This window comes from Streptomyces sp. NPDC043812 (assembly GCF_056436245.1).
Genome location: NZ_JBWKCY010000009.1, coordinates 30,679 through 52,680, shown reverse-complemented (window position 1 = coordinate 52,680; position 22,002 = coordinate 30,679). Strand labels below are relative to the sequence as shown.

The 22,002-nt window shown below is 70.5% G+C and carries 20 protein-coding genes; 9 read left to right on the top strand and 11 right to left on the bottom strand.

Features of this window, described 5'->3' with window-relative positions; genetic code table 11:
• Nucleotides 1-73 precede the first annotated feature (73 nt).
• The 3 genes from AC067Z_RS15380 (at nucleotide 74) to AC067Z_RS15370 (ending at nucleotide 3,000) form a co-directional block, all read left to right on the top strand.
• Nucleotides 74-1,096 carry an SPFH domain-containing protein gene (locus AC067Z_RS15380; protein WP_478789997.1) on the top strand — a complete coding sequence of 341 codons (1,023 nt, stop codon included), beginning with the start codon at nucleotides 74-76 and terminating at the stop codon, nucleotides 1,094-1,096.
• Nucleotides 1,093-2,046 (top strand): hypothetical protein, encoded by a 954-nt coding sequence (locus AC067Z_RS15375; RefSeq protein ID WP_478789996.1) that lies wholly within the window; start codon nucleotides 1,093-1,095, stop codon nucleotides 2,044-2,046. Before AC067Z_RS15380 ends, AC067Z_RS15375 begins: the two co-directional genes overlap by 4 nt.
• A 303-nt stretch (nucleotides 2,047-2,349) precedes the next feature.
• The gene (locus AC067Z_RS15370; RefSeq protein WP_478789995.1) at nucleotides 2,350-3,000 is read left to right on the top strand and encodes a DUF4360 domain-containing protein; all 651 of its coding nucleotides are present in this window, start codon (nucleotides 2,350-2,352) and stop codon (nucleotides 2,998-3,000) included.
• Nucleotides 3,001-3,139: 139 nt separating this feature from the next.
• On the opposite strand, the gene AC067Z_RS15365 is transcribed toward AC067Z_RS15370, so the two are convergent.
• The 3 genes from AC067Z_RS15365 to AC067Z_RS15355 are packed head-to-tail and all read right to left on the bottom strand — an operon-like array spanning nucleotide 3,140 to nucleotide 5,575.
• Entirely contained in the window at nucleotides 3,140-3,967 is an 828-nt protein-coding gene (locus AC067Z_RS15365; RefSeq protein ID WP_478789994.1) for an amino acid ABC transporter ATP-binding protein, read from the bottom strand.
• 43 nt (nucleotides 3,968-4,010) lie between these two features.
• Nucleotides 4,011-4,841 carry an amino acid ABC transporter permease gene (locus AC067Z_RS15360; protein ID WP_478789993.1) on the bottom strand — a complete coding sequence of 277 codons (831 nt, stop codon included), beginning with the start codon at nucleotides 4,839-4,841 and terminating at the stop codon, nucleotides 4,011-4,013.
• A complete protein-coding gene (locus tag AC067Z_RS15355) occupies nucleotides 4,808-5,575 on the bottom strand; it encodes an ABC transporter substrate-binding protein (RefSeq protein WP_478790181.1) in 768 nt (255 codons plus the stop codon). Before AC067Z_RS15355 ends, AC067Z_RS15360 begins: the two co-directional genes overlap by 34 nt.
• Before the next feature lie 333 nt (nucleotides 5,576-5,908).
• On the opposite strand from AC067Z_RS15355, the gene AC067Z_RS15350 reads away from it, so the two are divergent.
• Together AC067Z_RS15350 and secD are read left to right on the top strand one after the other, a co-directional pair.
• Nucleotides 5,909-6,319 (top strand): hypothetical protein, encoded by a 411-nt coding sequence (locus AC067Z_RS15350; RefSeq protein ID WP_478789992.1) that lies wholly within the window; start codon nucleotides 5,909-5,911, stop codon nucleotides 6,317-6,319.
• A 249-nt stretch (nucleotides 6,320-6,568) separates the two neighbouring features.
• On the top strand, nucleotides 6,569-8,905 hold the full coding sequence (gene secD, locus AC067Z_RS15345) for a protein translocase subunit SecD (RefSeq protein ID WP_478789991.1): 2,337 nt from the start codon (nucleotides 6,569-6,571) through the stop codon (nucleotides 8,903-8,905).
• 94 nt (nucleotides 8,906-8,999) lie between these two features.
• Here the strand turns inward: secD and AC067Z_RS15340 are convergent, their stop codons facing one another.
• The gene (locus AC067Z_RS15340) at nucleotides 9,000-9,440 is read right to left on the bottom strand and encodes a GlcG/HbpS family heme-binding protein (RefSeq protein ID WP_478789990.1); all 441 of its coding nucleotides are present in this window, start codon (nucleotides 9,438-9,440) and stop codon (nucleotides 9,000-9,002) included.
• A gap of 48 nt (nucleotides 9,441-9,488) precedes the next feature.
• On the bottom strand, nucleotides 9,489-10,715 hold the full coding sequence (locus AC067Z_RS15335; RefSeq protein ID WP_478789989.1) for an MFS transporter: 1,227 nt from the start codon (nucleotides 10,713-10,715) through the stop codon (nucleotides 9,489-9,491).
• Between the two features lie 307 nt (nucleotides 10,716-11,022).
• Here AC067Z_RS15335 and AC067Z_RS15330 point away from each other — a divergent pair, with 307 nt between their 5' ends.
• Both AC067Z_RS15330 and AC067Z_RS15325 read left to right on the top strand, forming a co-directional pair.
• The gene (locus AC067Z_RS15330; RefSeq protein WP_478789988.1) at nucleotides 11,023-12,294 is read left to right on the top strand and encodes a ricin-type beta-trefoil lectin domain protein; all 1,272 of its coding nucleotides are present in this window, start codon (nucleotides 11,023-11,025) and stop codon (nucleotides 12,292-12,294) included.
• Between the two features lie 105 nt (nucleotides 12,295-12,399).
• Nucleotides 12,400-14,595, top strand: coding sequence for an RICIN domain-containing protein (locus AC067Z_RS15325; RefSeq protein ID WP_478790180.1), 2,196 nt, complete (start codon nucleotides 12,400-12,402; stop codon nucleotides 14,593-14,595).
• Nucleotides 14,596-14,637: 42 nt separating this feature from the next.
• On the opposite strand, the gene AC067Z_RS15320 is transcribed toward AC067Z_RS15325, so the two are convergent.
• A complete protein-coding gene (locus tag AC067Z_RS15320) occupies nucleotides 14,638-15,531 on the bottom strand; it encodes a LysR family transcriptional regulator (protein WP_478789987.1) in 894 nt (297 codons plus the stop codon).
• A 104-nt stretch (nucleotides 15,532-15,635) separates the two neighbouring features.
• Between AC067Z_RS15320 and AC067Z_RS15315 the strand changes: the two genes are divergently transcribed.
• Together AC067Z_RS15315 and AC067Z_RS15310 are read left to right on the top strand one after the other, a co-directional pair.
• Entirely contained in the window at nucleotides 15,636-16,718 is a 1,083-nt protein-coding gene (locus tag AC067Z_RS15315; RefSeq protein ID WP_478789986.1) for a DMT family transporter, read from the top strand.
• Nucleotides 16,621-17,109, top strand: a complete 489-nt coding sequence (locus tag AC067Z_RS15310) for an SRPBCC family protein (RefSeq protein ID WP_478789985.1) — start codon at nucleotides 16,621-16,623, stop codon at nucleotides 17,107-17,109. The genes AC067Z_RS15315 and AC067Z_RS15310 overlap by 98 nt, the downstream gene beginning before the upstream one ends.
• A 9-nt stretch (nucleotides 17,110-17,118) precedes the next feature.
• On the opposite strand, the gene AC067Z_RS15305 is transcribed toward AC067Z_RS15310, so the two are convergent.
• From AC067Z_RS15305 to AC067Z_RS15285, 5 genes are all read right to left on the bottom strand, one after another.
• Nucleotides 17,119-18,033: a LysR family transcriptional regulator gene (locus tag AC067Z_RS15305; RefSeq protein ID WP_478789984.1), complete on the bottom strand. Its 915-nt coding sequence runs from the start codon at nucleotides 18,031-18,033 to the stop codon at nucleotides 17,119-17,121.
• A 37-nt stretch (nucleotides 18,034-18,070) separates the two neighbouring features.
• On the bottom strand, nucleotides 18,071-19,264 hold the full coding sequence (locus tag AC067Z_RS15300; protein ID WP_478789983.1) for a glycine C-acetyltransferase: 1,194 nt from the start codon (nucleotides 19,262-19,264) through the stop codon (nucleotides 18,071-18,073).
• Between the two features lie 40 nt (nucleotides 19,265-19,304).
• Nucleotides 19,305-20,333, bottom strand: a complete 1,029-nt coding sequence (tdh, locus tag AC067Z_RS15295; RefSeq protein ID WP_478789982.1) for an L-threonine 3-dehydrogenase — start codon at nucleotides 20,331-20,333, stop codon at nucleotides 19,305-19,307.
• Nucleotides 20,334-20,446: 113 nt separating this feature from the next.
• Nucleotides 20,447-21,430 (bottom strand): DUF6397 family protein, encoded by a 984-nt coding sequence (locus AC067Z_RS15290; protein ID WP_478789981.1) that lies wholly within the window; start codon nucleotides 21,428-21,430, stop codon nucleotides 20,447-20,449.
• A 98-nt stretch (nucleotides 21,431-21,528) separates the two neighbouring features.
• Nucleotides 21,529-21,933: a roadblock/LC7 domain-containing protein gene (locus tag AC067Z_RS15285; RefSeq protein ID WP_478789980.1), complete on the bottom strand. Its 405-nt coding sequence runs from the start codon at nucleotides 21,931-21,933 to the stop codon at nucleotides 21,529-21,531.
• Between the last annotated feature and the right edge of the window lie 69 nt (nucleotides 21,934-22,002).

Sequence of the window (22,002 nt, the reverse complement as noted above, 5' to 3'; positions counted from 1 at the left end):
ACCCCCTTTCGTCGGATTGACGATAAGCAGTGGAGCTTATATCGTCAGAGAGACGAAAAGAGGGGGGCCCGACATGGCCGATATCACCGCACGCTTCGGATGGCGTCATCTGCGCGCCGCGCCCACGGCACACATCCGCCACCACCGACGTGGACAACTCACCCACGACGGAACGGGGCTGAGCTTCTGGTTCCGCGCACTGACCGCCGCACTGTCCGAAGTCCCGGTCGACGACCGGGAACTGACCATGTCCTTCCACGCCCGCACGTCCGACTTCCAGGACGTCGGCGTGCAGGCCACCGTGACCTACCGGATCCACGACCCGGCCACGGCAGCTGCCCGCCTCGACTTCTCCGTCGACCCCGACACCGGCGCGTGGCGCGGGGCTCCGCTGGAGCAGATCGCGACGCTGCTGACCGAGACCTCGCAGCAGCATGCGCTGGACGTGCTGGCGCGCACCCCGCTGGCAGCCGCACTGGCCGACGGCGTCGCCTCGGTGCGCGAGCGCATCGGGCAGGGGCTGGCTGCCGAACCCCGGCTCCCGGCAACGGGCATCGAGGTCGTCGCGGTCAGGGTGATCGCGATCCGCCCCGAGCCCGAGGTCGAGCGGGCGCTGCGCACGCCCGCCCGTGAGCAGATCCAGCAGGAGGCGGACCGGGCGACCTACGAGCGCCGGGCCGTTGCCGTCGAGCGTGAGCGCGCCATCGCCGAGAACGAGCTCGCCAGCAAGATCGAACTTGCCCGCCGCGAGGAGCGGCTCGTCGAACAGAACGGCACCAACGCACGCCGCCAGGCCGAGGAGAGCGCCGCCGCCGATGCCGTGCGGGCGAACGCGGAGGCATCTCGTACGGTGCGGCTCGCCGGGGCCGAGGCCCAGGCGGCGCAACAGGTCGGCGCGGCACGGGCCGAGGCCCAGGCGGCGTGGCTGCGGGTGCACGCCGATGTGGACCCGGCAGTGCTGCACGCCCTGGCCGTCACCCGGCTCGCCGAGAACGTCCCCCGCATCGACAGCCTCACCCTCTCCCCCGACGTCCTCACGGGTCTGCTCGCCAGACTGGGCGCGGCGGGCGACGGCGGCACGGCGGCGCGGCCGTGAGCCTTGCACCGCGAGCGGTCCTGGTCCACCGCACCAGCGAGTACGAGGAGTTGGTCGCCCGGCACGGCACGCACGGGCAGGCCGACTTCTTCCTCGCCTCCCGCGGGCGGAGCATCCGCGAGATGGCCGAGCGGCACCACCGCACGCAGCGGGCACTCGCGAACGTGGCCGCCGCGGTGCCGCTGCAGTGGCGCCGGGCCTCGGTCGAGCGCGCGGACCTCGACCGTTTCCTGTTCGCGCCAGAGGACGTGGTGGTCGTGGTGGGCCAGGACGGTCTTGTCGCCAATACCGCGAAGTACCTCGACGGCCAGCCGGTGATCGGCGTCGACAGCGACCCGGGCCGCAACCCCGGCGTCCTGGTGCGGCACCGGGCCGCCGACGCGGCGCGGCTGCTGCGCTCGGCCGCCCGGCCGGGCAGCGGCGCCGACGAGCTGACCATGGTGGAGGCGGTCACGGACGACACGCAGCGGCTGCTGGCGCTCAACGAGATCTACGTCGGCAGGCCGGGGCACCAGACCGCCCGGTACCGGCTCGGCCCCGAGGCCGAACCGGCCGGCGCCCACGCGACGGACACCGGGACGTCCGGTGTCCGCGCCGGGGCCGGCGCCGGCGCCGAGGCGCAGGCCTCCTCGGGTGTGCTGGTCGGCACGGGCACCGGCGCCACCGGCTGGCTGCGGTCGCTGTGGCAGGAGCGGGGCAGCGCGCTCGCGCTGCCTTCGCCGACGGACCGGCGCCTGCTCTGGTTCGTCCGGGAGGCGTGGCCGTCCCCCGCCACCGGGACCGCGCGGGTGGCGGGGGCGCTGAGCGGCGCGGAACGGCTGCGTATCACGGTGGAGTCGGACCGGCTGGTCGTCTTCGGCGACGGGATGGAGTCCGACACCCTGGAGGTGACCTGGGGCCAGTCGGTCCGCGTGGGGGTCGCCGACACCGCACTGCGACTGCTGATCTGAGCCACTTCCGGACCGCCGCCGACCCGCCGAATGGCCGGAGATCGCTCTAGTAGTCGCAGCCAGTGGTTTCTACCATTCGACCACTCCCGGTCTTCACGACGTGAGCACGGCGTGCGCATGTCATGTGCATGACGTTTCAACTTCGCCATGCGCGCGTCACCGTAGATCCGCATCTGTTCCGCTGCTCAATCCAACGCACTTGGTCTGTGACGGCCGTCCCCTGAGCGGCCGCACCCCCCACCTCGCGGCGGGCATCACAGCTGCCCGTTCCGCCCGGCACTGAACGCTATGGATTGGAGACCCATGAACGCCGGCCTGCTGGTGGGCGGAGCGATCGCCGCTCTGCTCACCACCGCCCTGCCCGCGCACCACAGCCCGTCCGCCATCACCGACCCGCCGCCCGACAAGATCGTCATCGAGGTCGCGACGGTCAACGGCTCCGGGTGCCCCCTGGGAACGGCGGCCGTGGCCGTCTCCGAGGACAACACCGCCTTCACCGTGACGTACAGCGAATACCTGGCGCAGGTGGGCGGCAACTCCTCGCCCACGGCAGCCCGCAAGAACTGTCAGCTCAATCTCATCGTGCACGTGCCCGGCGGCTTCACCTACGCGGTCGCAAGCGCCGACTACCGCGGCTACGCCTCGCTCCAGCCCGGCGCCAGCAGCACGGAGAAGGCCTCGTACTACTTCCAGGGCTCACCGAGCACGGCCTCCAGAACGCACACCTTCCGTGGTCCGCACGAGGACAACTGGCAGGCCACGGACGAGACCGACTGGGCACAGCTCGTGTGGGCACCCTGCGGAGTGCAGCGGAACTTCAACATCAACACCGAACTCCGCGTCAACGCCGGCACATCGGACCCGAAAGCCACGAGCTACATGACGATGGACTCGACCGACGGTGACATCAGCACGATCTACCACCTGGCGTGGAAGGAGTGCCCGAAGAAGTGACCGGCCGGGCCCTTCTCCTCGACTCGGGGAAGGGCCCAGGGCCTCTCTTTCGGACGAGCCCGGCGCTTTCGGACGAGCCCGGCAGGATCCGGAAGAGAGGCCCTGGCTCCGGCCGGGCACCCCTCCCCCGGCCGGGGCGTCAGCTCTCCTTGCGCAGATCCGGCGAGGACCCGCCCGGCTCGGGCGACGGCGCGTCGGTGCCAGGCTGCTCGGCCGCGGCCGGGTCCAGCAGCCGCATCAGGAAGTTACGGGTCCGCTCGTGCTGCGGATCGCCGACGACCTGCTCGGCCGGGCCCTGTTCGACGATCACGCCCCCGTCCATGAACACGACGCGGTCGGCGACCTCACGGGCGAAGCTCATCTCATGGGTGACGACCATCATGGTCATGCCTTCCGCGGCCAGCTGCCGCATCACCGCGAGAACGTCGCCCACCAGTTCCGGGTCGAGCGCCGAGGTCGGCTCGTCGAAGAGCATGACCTCGGGGTCCATGACGAGCGCACGGGCGATCGCCACCCGCTGCTGCTGGCCGCCGGACAGCTGCGCGGGGAAGGCATCGGCCTTCTCCGCGAGCCCGACCCGCGCCAGGTTCCTGCGGGCCACCTCCGCCGACTGCTTCTTGTCCCGCCGCAGGACGCGCCGCTGGGGCAGCGTGAGGTTCTCCGTCACGTTCACGTGCGGGAAGAGATTGAACTGCTGGAAGACCATGCCGATCCGGCGGCGTACGGCGTCGATGTCGACGTCGAGGTCGGTGACCTCCGTACCGCGGACGAACACCTGGCCCGAGGTCGGCTCCTCCAGCAGGTTCACACAGCGCAGCAGCGTCGACTTGCCCGAGCCGGACGGGCCGATGACGCAGACCACCTCGCCCCTGGCGATCTCCAGGTCGATGCCGCGCAACACCTCGTTGTCCCCGAAGGACTTGGTGAGGCCCTTGATCTCGATCTCCGGACGGTCCGTACCGGCCACGCTCCCGCTCCTCACCGCCGTCGATTTCTCTGGCATCCCGTCCTCACCTTGCCTTCTCGCCGCGCGCTTCGAGGCGGCGCACCACGAAGCTCAGCGGCACGGTCACCAGCAGATAGCACAGGCCGGCGACCAGGATCGGTGTGGAGTTGGCGGTCTGGCTCGCCAGATCCCGGCCGAACTTGGTCAGCTCGCGCTCGTCCAGAGTCACACCGAGGAACAGCACGAGTGACGAGTCCTTGAAGAGCAGCACCAGCTCATTGGTCAGCGGCGGGATCACGATGCGGAACGCCTGCGGAATGACCACCGAGACCATGGCGCGGGCGTGCGAGAAGCCGAGCGAACGCGCGGCCTCCATCTGCCCCTTGGGAACCGCCTGGATGCCGGCCCGGATGGTCTCGGCCATATAGGCAGCGGCCACGAGACCGAGGCCGAGGGCGACCTTTCCGTACGTGCCGCCGGGGATCTCCGTCCCCGGGAACGCGAGCGGCACCGCGACACCCACGAAGATGAAGATCAGCAGCGCCGGCAGTCCGCGGAAGATCTCGATGTAGAGGCTCGCGACATAGCGGTAGGGCGCGACCGACGACAGCCGCATCAGCGCGATGATCAGACCGAGGACGAGACCGAAAGCGAATCCGGACATCGTGTAGATCACCGTGTTGCGCAGCGCGATGGTGATGATGTCCGGGAACAGTTCCTTCGCGAGGTCCTTCTGCGCGAACTGGTTCTGCAGGCGGCCCCAGTCGGCGAGGAAGCCGATGACGACGAGGACCGCCACGAAGAGTGCGTACTGAATGCCCTGCGAGACCCGGCGCCGCTGGCGCCGGGTGAGACGTGAGGTCACGACTGGCCCTTGGGCAGCGGGCCGATCCACTGCTCGTACAGCTTGTCGTAGGTGCCGTCGGCGTGGGCGTCGTTGATCGCCTTGTCGATCGCGGCGCGGAGCTTGTCGTTGCCCTTCTTCACCGAGAACCCGTACTGCTCACCGGTGTCGATGTTCTCGCCGAGGACGAACGCGGCCGCGTTCGCCTTGTCCTTGAGCCAGCCCTGGACCACCGGGTAGTCGATGACGACGGCGTCCACCTGGCCCGTGCGCAGTCCGTTCAGGACGGCGTCGGAGCTCTCGAAGGCGACCGGGTCGAAGCCCTGGCTCTTCGCGTAGCTCTCGCCGGTGGTCTCGGCCTGCGCGCCGAGCTTCTTCTTCTTGGCCTTGACGTCGGCGAGCGACTTCACGCCACTCTCCTTGGTGGCGAGCAGTGCCTGGGTGGCGTCGAAGTAGGGGACGGAGAAGTCCACGTTCTTCTTGCGCTCGTCGGTGATCGTCATCCCGGCCGCGGCGAGGTCGCACTCGCCGGAGTTCAGGAACGCACCGGTCTTGAAGTTCTCGAACGGTGTGTCGAGGACCTTCTGCTCGACCTTGAGGTTCTTCGCCACCAGATCGACCAGCGCGACGTCGAAACCGACGATCTTGCCGTCCTGCTCGAACTGGAAAGGCGGGTAGGGCAGGTGGGTGCAGGTCGTCAACTTGCCCTTCTCCACCACCGGGACACCGCCCGCTGCCTCACCGGGTCCGTCGTCGGACGAGGAACAGCCGACGACGAGGAACATGCCGGCTGCCACGGCACCGGCGGTGGTGCGGAAGCGGAAGCTTCGGTGGGTGCGACGGCCGCTGGCCTTCCCGAGCACGGTGACCTCCAAGGGTGTGGGGGCTGGCAGCCACCGTTTTGGCGGCCGCCCGCCGTGATCGTAAGCCACTTGGGCCGAACCACGACGCAGCTGTCCACGACGCGTTCCTGCCCCGTCCGGTGGCTGGACACACCAGCGGAATCCGCCACCGGCCGTCCGCGTTCCGCGCCCGTCGCCTACGCTGAGCCGCAACGGGCCGCCGCCGCACGGGCGGACAAGCGGAACGCATGGTGACGACCGGTGAAGGGGGCTGGGATGCGGCTGCGCACGCGCCGGTCTCTCGCGTCCCTTCCGTCCGTGCTCCTCGGCGTCTGGTCGCTGCTCGTCGTCCTCCTCGGAACGGCTCCGGGCGCGCAGGCCGCCCCCGCGCCGTACGCGGCGCCATGGGCCGCCGCACCCGGGGCCGTGGTCGTCCACGACCCGGCCCCCGCCCAGTTCGTCCGGGACATGCAGCAGGGGCCCGACAAGGCGGTGCAACAGACCGCCGCGGCCGAGCACACCCTCCGCATGCCCGCGCCGCCCGCGCTCACCGCCGCCGGCGCCGTCGAACAGCCGCTCCCGCTGCGCGCGGCCATGACGGCGGGGCCACGCCAGGAGCGGGCGCCGCCTCGCGACGCGTACGACCCGCGGCACACCCGCGGACCCCCTTCCATCCGGCACAGCTGACGTTTCCCTGCGCCCGCGACCGCCGGGCCCGCGGCATGCCCGCGGCCCGGCCGACGCACGGCGCCCTTTCCCCAGGGCCTGCCAGGTTCTGTTCGCACAGTGTCACCGTCCGCCCGTAGGGCGGGGTGACGTGGCGGACACGACCACGACCGGGCCCGACGTCCGCCCGTCCGCACGGTACGGCGTCCGCGACCAGGTCCTCGGGGCCCGCGGACTCCCTGCACGCGCGGAACCGCCCGTGGAGTCCTCATGTCGTCTCGCCGCGCCACGCTCTGGCGTGCGCTCATCGCGCTCGCCGTCGTCGCCGTCTCGCTCTATGTCTCCCTGACCACACCCGCCCGCCTCGGACTCGATCTCCGCGGCGGGACCCGTATCGTCCTGGAAACCCAGGACTCCCCCACCGTCCGCGCCGACGCGGCCGCCACCGACCGGGCGCTGGAGGTGCTGCGACGCCGCGTCGACGGACTCGGCGTCGCCGAACCCTCCCTCGCCCGCTCCGGGGAGCGACGCATCGTCGTCGAACTGCCCGGGGTTCAGGACCCGCGCAAGGCCGCCGAAGTCATCGGCCGCACCGCGCAGCTCACGTTCCATCCCGTGACCGGGCCCGCCGAAGGTCCCGCCGGCCGACCGTCGGCGAACGGGTCCCGCGTCCTTGCCGATCCCGACGCTCCCGGCGGCTTTCTGCGACTGGGGCCGACCGCACTGACCGGCGACGGGGTTCAGGACGCGGAAGCGGTGCTCGACACCCGGACCGCGCACGGCTGGACGGTCGACCTCTCGTTCCGCGGTGACGCCGGGAAGACATGGGCCCGCATCACCGGCGAGGCGGCGTGCGCCGCGCCGGGCGATCCCACCCGCCGGGTGGCGATCGTGCTCGACGACCGGATCGTCTCCGCTCCCGGCATGCAGGACGGCGTGCCCTGCAAGGCGGGTATCACCGGCGGTTCGGCGCAGATCACCGGGGGCTTCGAGGCCGCCGAGGCCCGTGACCTGGCTGCTCTGGTGAAGGGTGGCGCTCTGCCGGTGCCGGTGACGGCGATCGAGCAGAGCACCGTGGGGCCGACGCTCGGCGCGGAGGCGATCCGTGCCAGCGCACTGGCCGCCGTGATCGGACTGGTCTGCACCGGCTTGTTCATCATCGTCGTCTACCGGCTGCTGGGGGTGCTCGCCACCGTCGCGCTCGCGCTGTACGGACTCATCTCCTATGCGGCGGTCGTGGCGCTCGGTGCGACGCTGACGCTGCCGGGGCTGGCCGGTTTCGTCCTCGCCATCGGCATCGCGGTCGACGCCAATGTGCTCGTCTTCGAACGCGCCAGGGAGGAGTATTTGCGCCCTGGCGGCCGCAGGCACAAGGGGCCCCGCGACCTGTGCGCGCCGCTGCGGACCGGGTTCGCCAAGGCGTGGAGCGCGGTGGCCGACTCGAATGTGACGACACTGCTCGCCGCGGGGCTGCTGTTCGTGTTCGCGACCGGGCCCGTCAAGGGGTTCGGGGTGACCCTCGCCATCGGTGTGCTGGCTTCGATGGTGTCGGCGATGCTCATCACGCGGCTGCTCGCACAGTGGGCGGTGCGGAGGTCGTTCGTGCGGGCCCGTCCCGCACTCACCGGGATGGCCACCACCGGGCGGCTGCGCGCGCGGCTTGCCCGGCGCACACCGCGGTTGATGCGCCACCGGCGGCGCTGGCTCGGTATCTGCGCGGGTCTGCTGCTGCTCGCGATCGGCGGGATCGGTGTGCGCGGGCTGGAGTTCGGCGTCGAGTTCACCGGCGGGCGGACAGTGCAGTACGCGGCCGAACGGCAGGTCGACGCCGATGCCGCGCGCGAGGCCGTCGTGGAGGCGGGTTTCCCGCAGGCCGTGGTGCAGACGACGGACGACAGGAGTGTCTCCGTACGCACCAAGGAGACCGGGGACGACCAGCAGCAGCGGATCCGCGAGGCCCTGACCGCCGTGGGCGGTGAGGTCACGGTCGAGCGGGACGATCTGATCGGCCCCAGTCTCGGCGGCGAGCTGCGCACGCATGCGCTGATCGCACTCGGTGTCGCGGTCGCTGCTCAGCTGCTGTACCTCACGGTGCGGTTCCGCTGGACGTTCGCGGGGGCCGCTGTCGTGGCGATGGTTCAGGACGTGGCGCTGGTGGTGGGGTTGTTCGCGTGGCTGGGAAAACCCGTCGACAGCGTCTTCCTGGCGGCGCTGCTGACGGTGGTCGGCTACTCGGTCAACGACACGGTCGTGGTCCTGGACCGGCTGCGTGAACTGCGTCGTACCGGAACGTCGCTGCAGTGGGCGGACCTTGCGGACCGGGCGGTGGCGCAGACTCTGCCGCGCACGGTGAACACGGGTATGGGCGCGCTGTTCGTGCTGCTGGCGCTTGCGTTCCTCGGCGGCGACTCGCTCGCCGACTTCTCCGTGGCGCTGCTGGCGGGTGTGGTGGTGGGCATGGCGTCGACGGTGTTCACCGCCATGCCGGTGACCGTGATCCTGCAGAACCGCTGTCCGGACCGGCCGGGGAACGGCGGCTCGTCCCGCGGTTCCTCCCGGAGCGGGCGTGCGGCGCGGCAACGCGACCGCAGTGGCGCGGTGGTCTGACCACTGCGTAGCTGACGTCGGTGGGCGGGCAGCCGTGCGGCTGCCCGCCCACCGATGTCACGCGCCCGCCCTCCACCCAGCGAGGGCCCGCGGGTCAGCCGAGGGTGTCGGCCGCGAGAGCGTCCACAGCCGCCGTGGCGAAGGCGTGGTCCTGCTCCGGGGCGCCGCCGCCGATGCCTATCGCGCCGATCAGCCGGCCGTCGCGGTGGACGGGGACGCCGCCGGCGATGAACAGCAGGGGACGGTCGAGGGCGGTGGGCAGGGTGTGGAACGGTCCGCCGGGCTGGACGGCGTCGACGAGATCGGCGGTCGCGCTGTCGAGCTGGAGGGCGGTGTACGCCTTGCGGGTGCTGGTCTCCCCCGCGATCAGGACGGCCCGGTCGTCACGCCGGAAGGCCAGCAGGTTTCCGCCGGCGTCGAGGACGCTGACGGCCACGGTGACCTGGGCCGCGTCGGCGGCGGTGCGGGCCGCGTCGAGAAGGGTCTCCGCGTCCTGGGTGGTGAGCGGGGCGACGTCAGTGACAGTGGTGCTCATGAGGGGGGTTCCTGTTCCTGTCGGTGAAGTGGTGGAGCGGTTGGTGGATCAGTGGTGGGCGGCGGGGGCCGGCCGGGCCGCCTCGGTGACGGAGCCGGTGACGACGCGGCCCGTGCCGCTGCTGCTCGTGAGGCTGCGGCGTTCGAGGGCGGCGGAGAGGACGGCCAGGAGGAGGGCTGCGGCGGCGAGGGCGGCGCCGACCCAGTTGGGGGCGGTGAGGCCCATGCCGGCGGCGATGACCATGCCGCCGAGCCACGCGGCGAGGGCGTTGCCGAGGTTGAAGGCGCCGATGTTGACGGCGGAGGCGAGGGTGGGTGCGCCGTGGGCCTGGTCGAGGACCCGCTTCTGGAGCGGCGGGACGGTCGCGAAGCCGAGTGCGCCGATGAGCACGATGGAGATCGCGGCGAGCACCTTGTGGTGTGCGGTGAGAGTGAACAGGGCCAGCACGACGGAGAGCGCGGTCAGCGTGACGTAGAGCAGGGGCATCAGGTGCCGGTCTGCGTAGCGTCCGCCGAGCAGGTTGCCGCCGACCATGCCGGCGCCGAACAGGACCAGCAGCCAGGTGACGGAGGAGTCGGCGAAGCCGGCGACCTCGGTCATCATCGGGGCGATGTAGGTGATGGCGGCGAACACACCGCCGAAGCCGAGAACGGTCATCGCCATGGCGAGCAGGACCTGGGCGTTCTTGAACGCGGCCAGCTCGTGGCGCAGCCGCACCCCCTGGGGCGTGGGCAGGTCGGGAACGAGCTTCGCGATGCCGGCCAGGCCGATGACGCCGAGGGCGGCGACGAGCGCGAAGGTGACGCGCCAGCCGAGGGACTGGCCGATCAGGGTGCCACCGGGAACACCGACGACGTTGGCGACGGTCAGGCCGGTGAACATCATCGCGATCGCTCCGGCCTTCTTGTCCGGGGCGACCAGTTCCGCGGCGACGACGGCGCCGATGCCGAAGAACGCGCCGTGTGCGAGGGAGGCCACGATCCGGCCGGTGAGCATCATCCCGAAGGTGGGCGCGAGGGCGGAGACGAGGTTGCCGAGGACGAACAGGCCCATCAGCACCATCAGCATCCGCTTGCGGGACACCTTGGTGCCCAGTGCGGTCATCAGGGGGGCGCCGGCCACCACGCCCAGGGCATAGCCGGTCACCAGCAGCCCGGAGGTGGGGATCGAGACTCCGAAATCGGCCGCGACGTCGGGCAGCAGCCCCATGATCACGAACTCTGTGGTGCCGATACCGAAGGCCCCGACTGCCAGAGCCAGAAGCGCGAGAGGCATGGGAGAACCCTTCCAAAGGAATGCGAGAGCGCCTTACGAGCGTCCACAATAATTGCATCCGCATTTACTTGCAAGCGCGCGCTATTGCAGAAGGGTTCTATCGGGAACGCCCAGGCCGGGTGCGGCATCAGGAGCCGACGGGACGGCGGTCCAGACCAAGCCCTTGACAGCGACTTAGTTCACTTCTTAAATCACGTACTGAACTAATCCCCCACCCTGTCGACGCAGGCCCTCGCACACCCCTGCGTCCTGTCTGTCATATTCATGACAGACCCCCTTCCTCCCTCACATCCCGGAAGGGAGAGTCATGGACTCCCCGCGCTTCCCCCGGCGCCTCCTCGCCCCCCTCGTGTCCTTAGCGACGATCGCCGCGCTCGGCACCGGCCTCCTGGGCGGCACACCCGCCCGCGACACCTCGTCCGCCGCGCCGGCGGCGGCCGCCGCCGTGACGTTCTCCGACGAGTTCGACGGACCCGCCGGATCGGCGGTCGACACCGGCAAGTGGCAGATCGAGACCGGCGACAACGTGAACAACCACGAGCGGCAGTACTACACGGCGGGCAACCGCAACGCGGCGCTCGACGGCCAGGGTCATCTGGTCGTCACCGCCCGACGGGAGAACCCGGCCGACTACCAGTGCTGGTACGGGCGTTGCGAGTACACCTCGGCCCGGCTCAACACCGCGGGCCGGTTCACCACCACGTACGGGCATGTCGAGACGCGGATGAAGGTGCCGCGCGGCCAGGGCATGTGGCCGGCGTTCTGGATGCTCGGCAACGACATAGGCCAGGTCGGATGGCCCGCCTCCGGTGAGATCGACATCATGGAGAACGTCGGCTTCGAGCCGTCGACCGTCCATGGCACGCTCCACGGCCCGGGTTACTCGGGCTCCGGAGGCATCGGCGCCGGTTACACGCTGCCCGGCGGGCAGGCGTTCGCCGACGCGTTCCACACGTTCGCCGTCGACTGGTCGCCGAACAAAGTGACCTGGTCCGTGGACGGAAACGTCTACCAGACCCGCACCCCGGCCGATCTCGGCGGCCGCCAATGGGTGTTCGACAAGCCGTTCTTCCTGATCCTGAACCTCGCGGTCGGCGGCTACTGGCCCGGCGACCCCGACGGCGGCACCGTCTTCCCGCAGCAACTCCTCGTCGACTACGTGCGCGTCACCACGGGCGACAGTCCCGCGGGCACCGGTCCGATCACCGGAATCGGCGGCAAGTGCGTGGACGTCGCAGGCGCCAACACCGCCAACGGGACTCCCGTACAGCTCTACGACTGCAACGGCACCGCTGCGCAGCAGTGGAACGTCGGCAGCGACGGCACCGTCAGGGCCCTGGGCAAGTGCCTCGACGCTGCCTCCGGCGGCACCGCCGACGGAACGGTCGTGCAGCTGTGGGAGTGCAACGGCTCCGCCGCACAGCGCTGGGACGCCAATGCCGCACGGGACATCGTCAACTCTCAAGCGAACAAGTGTCTCGACGCCACCGGCAACAGTTCGGCCAACGGAACCCGCCTCCAGCTGTGGACCTGCACCGGAGCGGCCAACCAGAAGTGGACGGCACCGAGCACCGCCTGACCCCGCCCAACCCCCCACACAGCCGTCACCCGCACAGGAGTAGATGTGCTCAGAACGAAGCGCACGACCACTGTCGGCAGGCACGCCTTCGCGCGTGCCCGCCGGATACGGCCCCTCACCGCGACGCTGGCCGCGGCGGCCGCCGTCTGTTCCGCCGTCGTCGCCCTGCCGTCGTCGCAGGCCGCGCCGCCGTCGGGTGCCGCGGGTACCGCCGCTGCACCGCCGACCGGCTGGACCACCGTGGTCAACAACGGCAGCGGAAAGTGCCTGGACGCACGTTCCGCTGCCACGGCCAACGGCACGGCGGTGCAACAGTACGCATGCAACAACTCCACAGCCCAGCAGTGGCGTTTCACCGCCACGAGCGACGGCCATGTGCGGATCGAGAACCGCAACGACGCGGGTCAGGTCGTGGACGTGAGCGACGTGTCCACCGCCGACAACGCTGCCGTGCATCTGTGGGCGTACGGCGGCGGCAACAATCAGCAGTGGCAGGCCGTGGACGAAGGCGGCGGCGCGTACCACTTCGTCAACCGGCACAGCGGCAAATGCCTCGACGTACCGTCCGCGTCGACGGCCGACAGTGTCCAGCTGGTGCAGTACACCTGCAACGGATCGGCGGCCCAGCGATTCCAGGTGGCGCCCGTGAGCACATCGCCCGGTGATGTGGACCTCGGTCCGAACGTGGCCGTCTTCGATCCGTCGATGCCGTCCTCGACCATCCAGAGCCGACTGAACTCGATCTTCCAGCAGCAGGAGACGAACCAGTTCGGCTCGCAGCGCTACGCGGTGATGTTCAAGCCCGGCACGTACAACAACGACGTCAACGTCGGCTTCTACACCCAGGTCCTCGGCCTCGGCCCGTCGCCCGATTCGGTCACGATCAACGGTGCGGTGCATGTCGAGGCCGACTGGTTCCCGCCGCAGAACGCCACCCAGAACTTCTGGCGCGGCGCGGAGAACCTGTCGGTGAACCCGAGCGGCGGCACGGACCGCTGGGCGGTCTCACAGGCGTCCGGCTACCGGCGCATGCATGTGCGGGGCAACCTGGAGCTGAGCGACGGAGGCTGGTCCAGCGGCGGCTTCATGGCCGACTCCAAGATCGACGGACAGGTGCGCTCCGGCACCCAGCAGCAGTGGCTGACCCGCAACTCCCAGCTGGGCAGCTGGACGGGGTCCAACTGGAACATGGTGTTCGTCGGCAGTCAGGGCGTGCCCGGCAACACCTTCCCGAACCCCCCGTACACCACGGTCGACCGGACCCCGACGGTCCGCGAGAAGCCCTTCCTCTACGTGGACAACGCCGGCGCCTACAAGGTGTTCGTGCCGTCCCTGCGGTCCGACTCGTCGGCCACCACGTGGGCGAGCGGCAATGCGCCGGGCACCTCGCTCGGCATCGACCAGTTCTTCGTCGTCAAGCCGGGCATGAGCGCCGCACAGATCAACGCAGCCCTGGCGGAGGGCAAGAACCTCCTAATCACTCCCGGTGTCTATCACCTGAACCAGACACTCGAAGTGACCCGGCCCGACACCGTCGTGCTCGGCCTGGGGCTGGCCACGTTCATCCCTGACAACGGCATCACGGCCATGACGGTCGCGGACGTGGACGGCGTGAAGATCGCAGGTGTCCTCTTCGACGCGGGCACGGCCAACTCGCGGACACTGATGGAGATCGGCCCTTCCGGCTCCTCCGCATCCCACGCGGCCAACCCGACCTCGCTGCACGACGTGTACTTCCGCGTCGGCGGCGCGGCAGTGGGCAAGGCCACGACCAGCCTGGTGGTCAACAGTGACCATGTCATCGGTGACCACATGTGGATCTGGCGCGGCGACCACGGCTCCGGCATCGGCTGGAACACCAACACGGCGGACACCGGACTGATCGTCAACGGCGACGACGTGACGATGTACGGCCTGTTCGTGGAGCACTACCAGAAGCACCAGACGATCTGGAACGGCAACCGCGGGCGCACGTACTTCTACCAGAACGAGATGCCCTACGACCCGCCCAATCAGGCGGCGTGGATGAACGGTTCGACGCAGGGCTACGCCGCGTACAAGGTCGCGGACTCGGTGACGAGCCACGAGGCCTACGGACTCGGCAGCTACTGCTTCTTCAACGTCAACAACAGCGTGACGGCCGAGCGTGCCTTCGAGGTCCCGAACAATCCGAACGTGCGCTTCCGCAACATGGTGACGGTCTCCCTCGGAGGCACCGGAACCATCCGGCATGTGATCAACGACCGGGGCGGACCGTCCAACTCGTCGACCAATGTGGCCAACCTGGTGAGCTACCCGTAGTGCGGACCAGGGGGTGTCCGGCTCCGACCCGCCGGACACCCGCTACGGCTGTGCGGCCTCCCGCAGGGCGTCGAGGAGGCCGCGCAGCGCGGGTCCCGCGGTGTGGGACCGTCGTACGACGGCGTGGATGGCGCGGACCGGTTCGGGGCCCCGGACCCGGCGCACGACCACGCCCGGGTGCCGGTTCCCGATGCCCATGACCGGCATCAGACTGATGCCGAGTCCGGCGGCCACGAACCCCTGGGCGGTGGTGTAGTCCTCGCTCTCCACGACGAAGTCCGGGCTGAAGCCGGCCGCGCCGCAGGCATCGAGGACGAGTTGAAGGCATGGCCCGGTCGGCCATTCGTTGCCGACCCAGGGTTCGTCGGCGAGATCGGCCAGGTCGAGCACCCGTTTGGCCGCCAGCGCATGGCCCTTGGGAAGCACCGCGCGGTAGGGGTCGTCGACCAGGTGCTCGAAGTGCAGGTCGCCGCCGGGCTCCCCGTCCTGGCGCACCACGAGCGCGACGTCGGCGCCGCCCCGGCGGACGTCGCCGAGCGGGTCGTCGGGGTTCCCGAGTGCCAGGTCGACCCGGACACCGGGGTGGTCCCGCCGGAACCGTGCCAGGGCGGGGGCGACCACCGTGGCCCCGGCGGTCGCGAAGTAGCGGACCGACAGGCGCCCGGTGCGGCCGGCCTTGAGGTCGGCGATCGCCGTCTCGGCCTCGGCGATGTTCTTGCCGATGAGCGCGGCGTGCTCGGTCAGCAGCCGCCCGGCCGCGGTGGGGCGCACCCCTCGGCCCACCCGTTCGAGCAGATCGAGGCCCACCTGTTTCTCCAGCGCGGCCACCTGCTGGCTCACCGCGGACGGGGTGTAGCCGAGATGGGAAGCCGCCGCCGTCACCGATCCGCTGGTCACCACGGCCCTCAGCACCTGCATACGTCGCACATCGAGCATGTAGTACAGGTTAACGGTGGATGCACAACTTTTCACTGGTCATACCGAATCGGGCAGGGCACCGTGGACTTCCGGACGAGGGACGAGAAACGCCGACGAGGGAGATGACCGGGATGCTCAGGGGCGGCCGTGGCACGGCACTGCGGATGGGGGTGCTCGCCCTGTTGTGGGGATCGGCATTCCTGTGGATCGAACTCGCGCTCTCGGGAGGCCTGTCCCCGGGCGTCATCACTTTCGTGCGCTGCGCGCTCGGCGCGCTCACGCTGGTCCTGCTCAGCCGTTTCGCGGGGCATCGACTGCCGCGGGACCGGACGACGTGGGGCCGGCTGCTGATCGCGGCGTTCTTCTGCAACGCGCTGCCGTTCGCCCTGTTCAGCATCGGCCAGCAGACGGTCGACTCGGGCGTGGCCGGCGTCCTCAACGCCACAACTCCCCTGTGGTCCCTGCTGATCGGCCTGCTCATCGGCTCGGAGCGAGGAATCCGCCCAGTGCGGCTCGCCGGACTGCTGCTGGGGTTCGGAGGGACCTTGCTGATCTTCGCGCCGTGGCAGGGGGGCGGGCAGGTCGGCTGGGGAGCCCTGGCGATTCTCGGGGCGGCACTCAGCTACGCGGTGGCCTTCGCCTACATGGCACGCAAGCTCACGGGCCACCGTGGCGGCCCACTGGCACTGTCGGCGGCGCAACTCCTGACGGCGAGCGGGTTCGGCGCGGTGGCCGTTCCGTTGTCGGGCCCTGGCGAGGGCTCCGTCTCCATGACCGGTGTGATCGCCGTCGTCGCTCTCGGGATCCTCGCCACCGGCTTCACGTTCGCCCTCACCAACCGGCTCATCGCCGACGAGGGACCGACGACGGCCGCCAGCGTCGGCTATCTGCTGCCTGTCGTCTCTGTCGCACTGGGCGCCATCGTGCTGGACGAGGAGATCGGCGCGCGGGTGGTGGCGGGGATGGTCGTGGTGCTGGTGGGCGTCGCGCTGACGCGCACGCAGGCCCCCCGCGGCGAGGCGGTCGACGGGAACGCGATAGCGTCGGGCGGCCTCGATGATCGGAGTCGCACGGATGGCACGGATATTCACCGTCTCGGACAGCGTCGTGATCGACGCGAGCCCATCGACGATCTACGCCCAGGTCAGCAACCCCACCCTGATGGGGCGCTGGAGCCCCGAGAACCGCGGTGCAACCGTGCGTGACGGCTCCGAGCAGGCCCACGTGGGCATGGTCTTCGACGGCCGGAACACCCGCGGACGGCTGCACTGGACAACACGATGCACGGTCACCGCCGCCGATCCGGGCGAGCGGTTCGCGTTCCGGGTACGGGCCATCGGGCGGCGGCGGCCGCTGCTGCCCGGCTCCATCGCGACCTGGGAGTACCGCTTCGCACCGGCCGACGGCGGCGGGACGCTGGTCACGGAGACATGGACCGACGACCGGCGTGCCTGGCCCGACTCTCTGGCGAACGCCTTCGACAGGGCCGCGACCCGCGGGCACACCTTCGCCGACTTCCAGCGCCGCAACATCCGTACGACGCTGGACAACCTGAAGAAGGCGATGGAGACCGAGGGCGACCCGGCCGCGCGGTAGCGGCGGACGTCAGCCGGTGGACTGGGTGGCCGCCGTATGGGCGAGGGCATCGAGGACCGGGCGGATCAGCGGATGGGTCTCCGCACCCCTGCGCACGGCCGCGAAGACGCGACGGGTCGCCGCCGGCCCCGACACCGGCCGGACGACGGCGTCCCTCAGCTCCATGCCGCGCAGCGCCGAGCGCGGGACGAGGGCCACGCCCGCGCCCGCCCCGGCAAGCGCGACGACGGCACGGAAGTCGTCGGAGGAGTGCACGACGCGGGGCTGGAAACCGGCCAGTTCGCAGGCGAGCAGCACCATGTCGTGGCACGGGTTGCCGGGGTAGGGGCCGATCCAGTCGCTGTCGGCGAATGCTGCGAGCTCCACCCGGGTGCCGACCGCCAGCGGATGGTCGCGGCGCAGGACGGCGTCGAACGGCTCCGCGTACAACGCCACACGCGCGAGCCGCCGGTCGTCGGCGCCGGGCGCACCCCGGTATTCGACGGCGACAGCAAGATCGGCCTCGCCGTCGAGGACGAGCGGCAGACTCTCGTCGCCCTCGGCGTCCCGAACGCGAACACGGATTCCGGGGTGGTCGCCGGCGAGACGCCCTATGGCAGGGGCGACCACCTCGGCGATGCCGGTCGCGAACGCGGCGACGCTCACCTCGCCCGCAGCACCGCCCGCATACGCCGCGAGTTCGGCCTCGGCGCGCTCGAGCTGGGCGAGCACGGTGTGGGTGTGGGCGAGAAGGATCTCCCCGGCGGCCGTCAGGGTGACGCCCTTGCCGCTGCGAATGAGCAGGGTGTGGCCTGTCTCCTGTTCCAGGGCGTTGAGCTGCTGGGAGACGGCGGACGGGGTGAGGTACAGCGCGGAGGCCGCGGCGGTCACCGTACGGTGGTCAGCCACGGCCCGCAGAATGCGCAGCCGGCGAGGGTCGATCACCCAGCCATTTTGCCAGCCGGGGCCGACCCTCTTCGCGTCAGCCCTTGAGCACCTCACGCGCGTCGATGAAGGCCGCGACGGCCCGCTCGACGTCCTCGGTGGAGTGGGCGGCGGACAGCTGGACACGGATACGTGCCTGGCCCATGGGGACGACCGGGTACGAGAAGCCGATGACGTAGACGCCGCGCTCCAGCAGCAGCTCGGCCATTCGGCCTGCCTCGGCGGCGTCGCCGATCATCACGGGGGCGATGGCGTGGTCGCCGGGCAGGATCTCGAAACCGGCCTCGGTCATCTTCGTGCGGAACAGTGCCGTGTTGGCGGCGAGCTTCTCGCGCAGGTCACCGGCGGACTCCAGCAGGTCGAGGACCTTGAGGGAGGCAGCGGCGATCACGGGGGCGAGGGAGTTGGAGAAGAGGTAGGGGCGGGAGCGCTGGCGCAGCAGCTCGACGATCTCGGTGCGGGCGGCGACATAACCGCCGGAGGCGCCGCCGAGGGCCTTGCCGAGGGTGCCGGTGATGATGTCGACGCGGTCCATCACACCGTGCAGTTCGGGGGTGCCGCGGCCGCCGGGGCCGACGAAGCCGACGGCGTGCGAGTCGTCGACCATGACCATCGCGTCGTAGCGGTCGGCGAGATCGCAGATCTCGGCGAGGGGGGCGACATAGCCGTCCATGGAGAAGACGCCGTCGGTGACGATGAGGCGGCGGCGGGCGTCCTGGGTCTCCTTGAGCTGTTGCTCCAGGTCGGCCAGGTCGCGGTTGGCGTAGCGGTGGCGGCGGGCCTTCGAGAGGCGGATGCCGTCGATGATGGACGCGTGGTTGAGGGCGTCGGAGATGACCGCGTCCTCGGGGCCGAGGATGGTCTCGAACACGCCGCCGTTGGCGTCGAAGCAGGAGGAGTAGAGGATCGTGTCCTCCTGTCCGAGGAACGCGGACAGGCGCTGCTCGAGCTCCTTGTGGATCTCCTGGGTGCCGCAGATGAAGCGGACGGACGCCATGCCGTAGCCCCAGCGGTCGAGCGCGTCCTTGGCGGCGGCGACGACGTCGGGGTGGTCGGCGAGGCCGAGGTAGTTGTTGGCGCAGAAGTTGAGCACGGTGCCGGGTGCACCGCCGGACGTCACGGCGACGGATGCGCTCTGCGGGGTGCCGATCACGCGCTCGGGCTTGTGGAGACCGGCCTCGCGGATCTCGTCGAGGGTGGCGCGGAGGTCGTCGCGGACGGACGCGTACATGAGGATTCTCCTTGGGGCTGTTGCTCGGTGAGACGCGGAGTCAGACGGTCCAGTCGAGGATGATCTTGCCGCTGCGGGCGGTGGCCGCCTCGTCGAACGCCGCGTCGAAGTCCTGGTAGCCGTAGCTGCCGGTGATGACCGGGCTGAGGTCGAGCCCGCCTTCCAGAAGGACGGTCATGGCGTACCAGGTCTCGAACATCTCGCGGCCGTAGATGCCCTTGATGGTGATCATCGAGGTGACGATCTTCGACCAGTCGACGGCGAACTCCTGCGCGGGCAGACCGAGCATCGCGATCCGACCGCCGTGCGTCATGTTGTCGACCATGTCCCGCATGGCCTCGGGGCGGCCCGACATCTCGAGGCCGATGTCGAACCCTTCCTTGAGGCCGAGCTGCCGCTGGGCCGCGGCGATGTCGGTCTCCGCCACGTTCACCGCGAGGGTCGCGCCGGCCTTGCGGGCCAGCTCGAGCCGGGACTCGCTCACGTCGGTGATCACCACATTGCGCGCTCCGGCGTGGCGGGCGACGGCCGCGGCCATGATGCCGATGGGTCCCGCGCCGGTGATCAGCACGTCCTCGCCGACGAGCGGGAAGGACAGTGCGGTGTGCACCGCGTTGCCGAACGGATCGAAGATCGCGGCGACATCGAGGTCGACCTCGGTCCGGTGCACCCAGACGTTGGACGCGGGCAGGGCGACGTATTCGGCGAACGCGCCGTCACGGCCGACGCCGAGACCGACGGTGCTGCGGCACAGATGACGGCGACCCGCCAGGCAGTTGCGGCACTTCCCGCAGACCAGGTGGCCTTCGCCGCTGACGACGTCACCGACGGCGATGTCGGTCACGTCCGCGCCCACGGCCGCAACCTTGCCGACGAACTCGTGACCGAGGATGCGGGGCGTGGTGACGGCCTGCTGCGCCCAGCCGTCCCACGACCTGATGTGCAGGTCGGTGCCGCAGATCCCGGTGCGCAGCACCTTGATCAGCACGTCGCCGGGGCCGGTCTCGGGCTCCGGCACGTCCATGAGCCACAGGCCGGGCTCGGCGTGCTGCTTGACAAGTGCCTTCATCGGTGCGGCTCCAGGCGGGGTGACGGGACTGACCGATTAACGAAAATACGGCTCCGGCCAGTGGACGGGCTCCAATCTGCCCAGCTCGGAGCGTCGCGTCCATCGAGGATTTCTTAAGCGGGCCAACAGTCCTGCTTCACACCCGTGTCAGCCGGCCGCAGCGGGGCGCGGCCGCGGAGGCGGTCCAGCAGCGCGCGGGGCGTGCGGCGCAGCACCGACGGCGCGGCCGGGCTCCGCGGTCCCCGCCCGGGCCCCCCGGCCGCGGGGAGCGGGCGGTGCCAGGCCCCTGCCCGTGGGCGCTGCCCGCTCACCGGCGCGGGTCTGGGCGCGGGCATCAGTGCCCTGGCCTCGCGCAGCGCCTGTGCCAGGCTCACCCGGTGCCACAGGATCTCGTCGGGGTGGTCCGCCACCAGCAGTCGGTCGACCAGCTCCCGGGCGGCCGGCGATTCCGGTCTGCCGGACAGCATGTCGGGCTGCAGTACCCGCAGGTGCGAGCGCTCGTAAGGGTCCGGGACCACGTCGGCCACCGCCACCGGGTCGAGCACCGAGGCGATGGCAGCGGCCCTCGCCCAGGGATCGGTGGTGGCCCGCAGCAGGAGCCCGAGCCGCCGTCCCCGCCAGTTCCTCGGCCGGCGGTCCTCCCCGGCGTCCAGGGCGGCACGCACCGCCGGCGGTGTGCGCCCGGTCAGCAACTCCGCATGGTCCCGGGCGAACTCACGCAGCTCATCGGCGAGATACAGCCATACGACGGCGCGATAGCGGTTCAGATAGAAGCGAGCCGGGGTGAAGTGGCCTGTGCGGGCGAGGCCCGTGAAGCGGTGCGGGCTGACGGCGACGCACTCGGCCCCCTCCCGGGTGCCGACCGTCCTCACCCGCTGCCGCAGCGCGTCGGGGAACCCCGGGGCGCCACGCAGCCGGTCGATCTCCACGCCGGCGATCCGCGGCGGACCGCCGCTCGCCCCCGGAGCGGCGCGCACATGGCCCAGCCGAACGGCGAGGTCCATTTCGCCGCGCCTCAGCTCCAGTTTCCGTGCGGCCCCGTCCAGTGTGAACGTGCGCGCGTCCGTGGCCGCCGATGCGGTGTACTGCCTCGTCATGATGGTCTCCCCCGTGAGCGGTGAACAACTCTCGGTGACGACCTTAGCTCGCGGCGGCGACACTCCGCAGAGCCTGTGGATAACCCTGTTTCCGCAGGTCAGATGGTGGTGCTGCCGGGCTGGCGTGCTTCCACCCCGAGGTGTTCGCCGACCCGGTTGACCATCAGCGTCATCTCGTAGGCGACCTGGCCGACATCGGCCTCGGCAGCGCTGAGCACGCACAGGCAGCTGCCTTCGCCGGCCGCCGTCACGAACAGCAGCGCCTCGTCGAACTCGACCATCGTCTGGCGTGCCCGTCCGGCCCTGAAGTGCCGCCCGGACCCGCGTGCGAGGGAGTGCAGCCCGGAGGACACGGCCGCCAGATGCTCCGCGTCCTCGCGCGCGAGGCCGGTGCTCGCTCCCGTGACCAGGCCGTCGTTGGAGAGCACGAGTGCGTGCTTTATGTGGTCGACCCGCTCGGTCAGGTCGTCCAGCAGCCAGTCGAGTCCCTTGTCCAACGCCATTGCCTGTCCCTCCCCACTCGTACGTTCCCCGTGGCCTCGCGTTCGCCCGTAAGCCTTTCGCACGCGGCG

What these genes read in the sequence shown, in the direction of transcription:
- AC067Z_RS15335 (WP_478789989.1), bottom strand. Translation starts at nt 10,715, where the DNA reads ATGCCTCTCGCGCTTCTGGCTCTGGCAGTCGGGGCCTTCGGTATCGGC.
- AC067Z_RS15290 (WP_478789981.1), bottom strand. Translation starts at nt 21,430, where the DNA reads ATGACGAGGCAGTACACCGCATCGGCGGCCACGGACGCGCGCACGTTC.
- AC067Z_RS15315 (WP_478789986.1), top strand. Translation starts at nt 15,636, where the DNA reads ATGACCGGGATGCTCAGGGGCGGCCGTGGCACGGCACTGCGGATGGGG.
- AC067Z_RS15300 (WP_478789983.1), bottom strand. Translation starts at nt 19,264, where the DNA reads ATGTACGCGTCCGTCCGCGACGACCTCCGCGCCACCCTCGACGAGATC.
- tdh (WP_478789982.1), bottom strand. Translation starts at nt 20,333, where the DNA reads ATGAAGGCACTTGTCAAGCAGCACGCCGAGCCCGGCCTGTGGCTCATG.
- AC067Z_RS15330 (WP_478789988.1), top strand. Translation starts at nt 11,023, where the DNA reads ATGGACTCCCCGCGCTTCCCCCGGCGCCTCCTCGCCCCCCTCGTGTCC.
- AC067Z_RS15340 (WP_478789990.1), bottom strand. Translation starts at nt 9,440, where the DNA reads ATGAGCACCACTGTCACTGACGTCGCCCCGCTCACCACCCAGGACGCG.
- AC067Z_RS15285 (WP_478789980.1), bottom strand. Translation starts at nt 21,933, where the DNA reads ATGGCGTTGGACAAGGGACTCGACTGGCTGCTGGACGACCTGACCGAG.
- AC067Z_RS15380 (WP_478789997.1), top strand. Translation starts at nt 74, where the DNA reads ATGGCCGATATCACCGCACGCTTCGGATGGCGTCATCTGCGCGCCGCG.
- AC067Z_RS15370 (WP_478789995.1), top strand. Translation starts at nt 2,350, where the DNA reads ATGAACGCCGGCCTGCTGGTGGGCGGAGCGATCGCCGCTCTGCTCACC.
- AC067Z_RS15320 (WP_478789987.1), bottom strand. Translation starts at nt 15,531, where the DNA reads ATGCTCGATGTGCGACGTATGCAGGTGCTGAGGGCCGTGGTGACCAGC.
- AC067Z_RS15350 (WP_478789992.1), top strand. Translation starts at nt 5,909, where the DNA reads ATGCGGCTGCGCACGCGCCGGTCTCTCGCGTCCCTTCCGTCCGTGCTC.
- secD (WP_478789991.1), top strand. Translation starts at nt 6,569, where the DNA reads ATGTCGTCTCGCCGCGCCACGCTCTGGCGTGCGCTCATCGCGCTCGCC.
- AC067Z_RS15355 (WP_478790181.1), bottom strand. Translation starts at nt 5,575, where the DNA reads ATGTTCCTCGTCGTCGGCTGTTCCTCGTCCGACGACGGACCCGGTGAG.